The following is a 3,051-nucleotide window of genomic DNA, read 5'->3' as shown; positions in this document are numbered from 1 at the left end:
TGACAGTTCGCTCTACTAACGTTCTCTTTATGCCCTTGGAATCATCAGACAGCATTGCTTTTGATAGGAATCCTCAACGTCAGAAACTATTATTGGTAAGGCATCACGAGAATAAAAAAACAGTGGATGATCATCAAATTCCTACGCTAGATCCGGAAGACTTCTTCCGGCGTAATTATAAACGGCAGCAAGAAGCTTCCTTTTTCCATTCATCAAGTTTCAGCACGTTTGAAATTCATCGTATTGAGGAACATAAAAACTATATCAACTTCCCCTTACTTCCTCACCGTAAGACCATTCACGACTTTATATTCCTGACGGGCGGCAGCGTTACCAGAAGCAAAGGACTAGGTCACTACCAGATAGGAAAGCACGCTTTTTTCTTCCTACCCGCTTTTCAAATCACGACCACTGAATACGTAAGTGACGATGCCACCGGTTTTTATTGTCATTTTGATAACAACGTAGTCTCTAATACGAGGCTTTTAGACGGTGACTTCCTTCAACCTATTGGTCATCCTATCGTGACGCTTACGAAGAGAACCGTACCGCCGGTTAAAAACTTGCTCACTAGGCTCATGTCCATCAACGGTAGCGATAGCACGGCGTTATTAGATGCGTATCTTTCGGCGTTATTGGTCGAGCTGCGACAGGTCGTTGCTCAAACCCCAAGTCCCGTTCGGGATTCTGCTCATCACATTACCGAGCAATTTAAGGGGTTGTTAGCCCAAAATATCTACCAGATCCATAAGGTGGCGGATTTTGCCTCTCTGCTGAGTATAACCCCGAACCACCTCAATAAGAGCGTGAAAAAGATTACGGGTAAAACGGCCAACGATTGTATCTCTGAAATGATCCTGTTAGAGGCTAAGGTATTGCTGAAGCAAACCCAACTTACCATTGCTGAGATTGCTTTTGCGCTGCTTCAGCGTAATCCTAGTGACTTCAGCCGCTTTTTTAAGCATAAAACAGGACTCACCCCGAAGCAGTACCGCGAGTCTACATGAGACTGTATAATTCTAAAGACTCTATTTTTCTAAAAAATAAGCTAAAACCGAAAGACATGAAACATACTTCCCGAAGCAGTCAAGCGACTACCCAAAAAGTCATTGATGTGATCCAGCACTTCGTAGACCGATGGAATGCCAAGGACCTTACCCAGTTTGGTGAGCTCTTTGAGCCAGATGCTGAATATACCGCCGTGACGGGCAATACGTACCTTGGACAACAGAATATTGTTAAGGAGCACATCTATCCGTTCACCACGGTCAATAAGAACGCAGCAATGACCATGGATAAACTACTCATCCGGGACCTGAGCGATCAGCTCACGATGGTCACCGCTGACTGGACCGTAACGGGCAGCACCTCGCCCGAAGGAGAAGCCCTCCCAGCTCGGGTCGGAGTGATGCAGGCAGTCATCAACCAGGAAAACTGGTTGATTAGATTGGTATGCACCAACGATACCGTTGACCTGTATCAGTAAACTAAGCTTGTCATGAAAAAGACCCATAGTATGGGAATCATTATGATTGGTAAAAATGCCGTGCCTTAGCTCGTACCATGAACCCATTACTATTTTCGGATAATATCTATTGCCATTTGTAGTGACATACCAAAGCTATGAACTTACTGCAAGCAGAAGTCAATCTGGTCTACATTCTGCCTAGAACGCTGTGGGTAGGAGGCCCGACCAGCGTTATCCTCCTACTAAAACCCTGGTGAATAACTACGTGCAACCCCAATCCGTACCTGAGTCAATTCTATCCGATACTCTGCGCACTAAGCAATCTTTCGTAGGCTACGGAGTTTACATGAAGCTGAACGCCTAACTATCCAGGGTGGGTTAAACGCTAAACAGTGCTCCTTAATGATCAACCCCTCACTGTCTACCGCTATGGGGTGGGGTTCTAATAGGGGAATCCCCCTATAGAATCTTATGCTTCCGGTTAAACGCTTCCCATTCCATGGTCATGCTGTCTATTGCCACACTCAACATGGTTCGCCGGGAACTCATCGAGCATTCTACGAAAGCTTCCAGCAGAAATCTATGTCTCGGATCAATAATATCGTAAAAGGTACTGACGATTAGTGCTTGATCATACTCATTGAGGTTTTGGCGCTTGCGATCTTCCCAGGCCATCGCTAGATCACCCTGTAGCACTGTGTACTGCTGCTGAACGAATTGGGAAAAGCGATTGGGACGGGGGCGTGAAGTATTCATCAAAGTAGGGGTTAACGTAAACCTGCCATTTGCGACAACCGCCGCGACTAGGTATCGCTACCCTTCCGAACCAGCTAGCCAATGGCAAGGATTGCCGGGAAAAAATACGCTTTCGTCAGAAAGGAAGATTTTATCTCGAGCTGACAACCGTGTATCCTTGCCGTTCGCGCAGCCTGGGTTCGTATATTCGCGATTCACCTAGTGCGAGGTACGTTGTGATCCTACATCCTTCCGGGTAACTATTGATGTCTAGCCAGCAATTTTACCCTGAGCAATACGATACTTGATGATGGAAGAAACAATACGCTGACTAGCAACTGATAACATACCCGATCCAATTGGGGGTATTATCACCTGTTAAGGAAGTGCCTCACATTTTTTTTGTGCTTCTCTTCGTAAGAGGCAGTATGCACTGCGCTAACAGGTGCTATCAGGATACTTGACCGTTGGTCATTGCTGTTGCCTTTTGCGTTCGTTGCCGGATACATTCGGTACAATCGCGCTTGTAGCGGGAAAGCTGTTGATGACTCTTAGCTTGATGTCCGCAGGTAACACACAAACGGTTTTCGGCGACCATCCGTAGTTCCTCTTGGTGCGTTCGCTGTTGCTTTGAATAGTTTTGCTGGAGTTTAACTAATGCTTGCTTATTTTCTGACAATTCGGTTTGTTGCTTGGTAAGTTGCGCTTGTAGTATGGTTTGTGCTTCATTCGCTGTTTGAAGTTCTTCGGTAAGCCTCTGCGATGTTTTTTCAGAGCGTTGTAACGTCTTCGTAAGTTCTTTCTCTCCCTTCATCTCCTTCCACTTACCAACGAAGAGGTACACGAAC

The 3,051-nt window shown here is 45.9% G+C and carries 5 protein-coding genes; 3 read left to right on the top strand and 2 right to left on the bottom strand.

What is annotated here, in order from left to right:
* The 3 genes from WBA23_RS25670 to WBA23_RS25660 all read left to right on the top strand — a co-directional run.
* A partial coding sequence (locus WBA23_RS25670; protein ID WP_424585133.1) for a helix-turn-helix domain-containing protein occupies positions 1-1,007 on the top strand: 1,007 nt, incomplete at its 5' end.
* Between the two features lie 56 nt (positions 1,008-1,063).
* Positions 1,064-1,486: an SgcJ/EcaC family oxidoreductase gene (locus tag WBA23_RS25665; protein WP_424585132.1), complete on the top strand. Its 423-nt coding sequence runs from the start codon at positions 1,064-1,066 to the stop codon at positions 1,484-1,486.
* A 190-nt stretch (positions 1,487-1,676) separates the two neighbouring features.
* Positions 1,677-1,832, top strand: coding sequence for a hypothetical protein (locus WBA23_RS25660; RefSeq protein ID WP_424585131.1), 156 nt, complete (start codon positions 1,677-1,679; stop codon positions 1,830-1,832).
* A gap of 95 nt (positions 1,833-1,927) precedes the next feature.
* Here WBA23_RS25660 and WBA23_RS25655 read toward each other — a convergent pair whose 3' ends face one another.
* Both WBA23_RS25655 and WBA23_RS25650 read right to left on the bottom strand, forming a co-directional pair.
* Complete coding sequence (locus tag WBA23_RS25655; RefSeq protein ID WP_424585130.1) at positions 1,928-2,224, bottom strand: hypothetical protein; 297 nt, start codon at positions 2,222-2,224, stop codon at positions 1,928-1,930.
* A 430-nt stretch (positions 2,225-2,654) separates the two neighbouring features.
* On the bottom strand, positions 2,655-3,051 hold a 397-nt coding region (locus WBA23_RS25650), incomplete at its 5' end, for a hypothetical protein (protein WP_424585129.1).

Origin of the sequence: Tunicatimonas sp. (assembly GCF_049647865.1) — a bacterium.
Taxonomy (GTDB): domain Bacteria; phylum Bacteroidota; class Bacteroidia; order Cytophagales; family Cyclobacteriaceae; genus Tunicatimonas.
The sequence above is the reverse complement of the archived record's forward strand: the minus strand, read 5'-3'. Positions and strand labels throughout refer to the sequence as shown.

What these genes read in the sequence shown, in the direction of transcription:
- WBA23_RS25665 (WP_424585132.1), top strand. Translation starts at nt 1,064, where the DNA reads ATGAAACATACTTCCCGAAGCAGTCAAGCGACTACCCAAAAAGTCATT.
- WBA23_RS25655 (WP_424585130.1), bottom strand. Translation starts at nt 2,224, where the DNA reads ATGAATACTTCACGCCCCCGTCCCAATCGCTTTTCCCAATTCGTTCAG.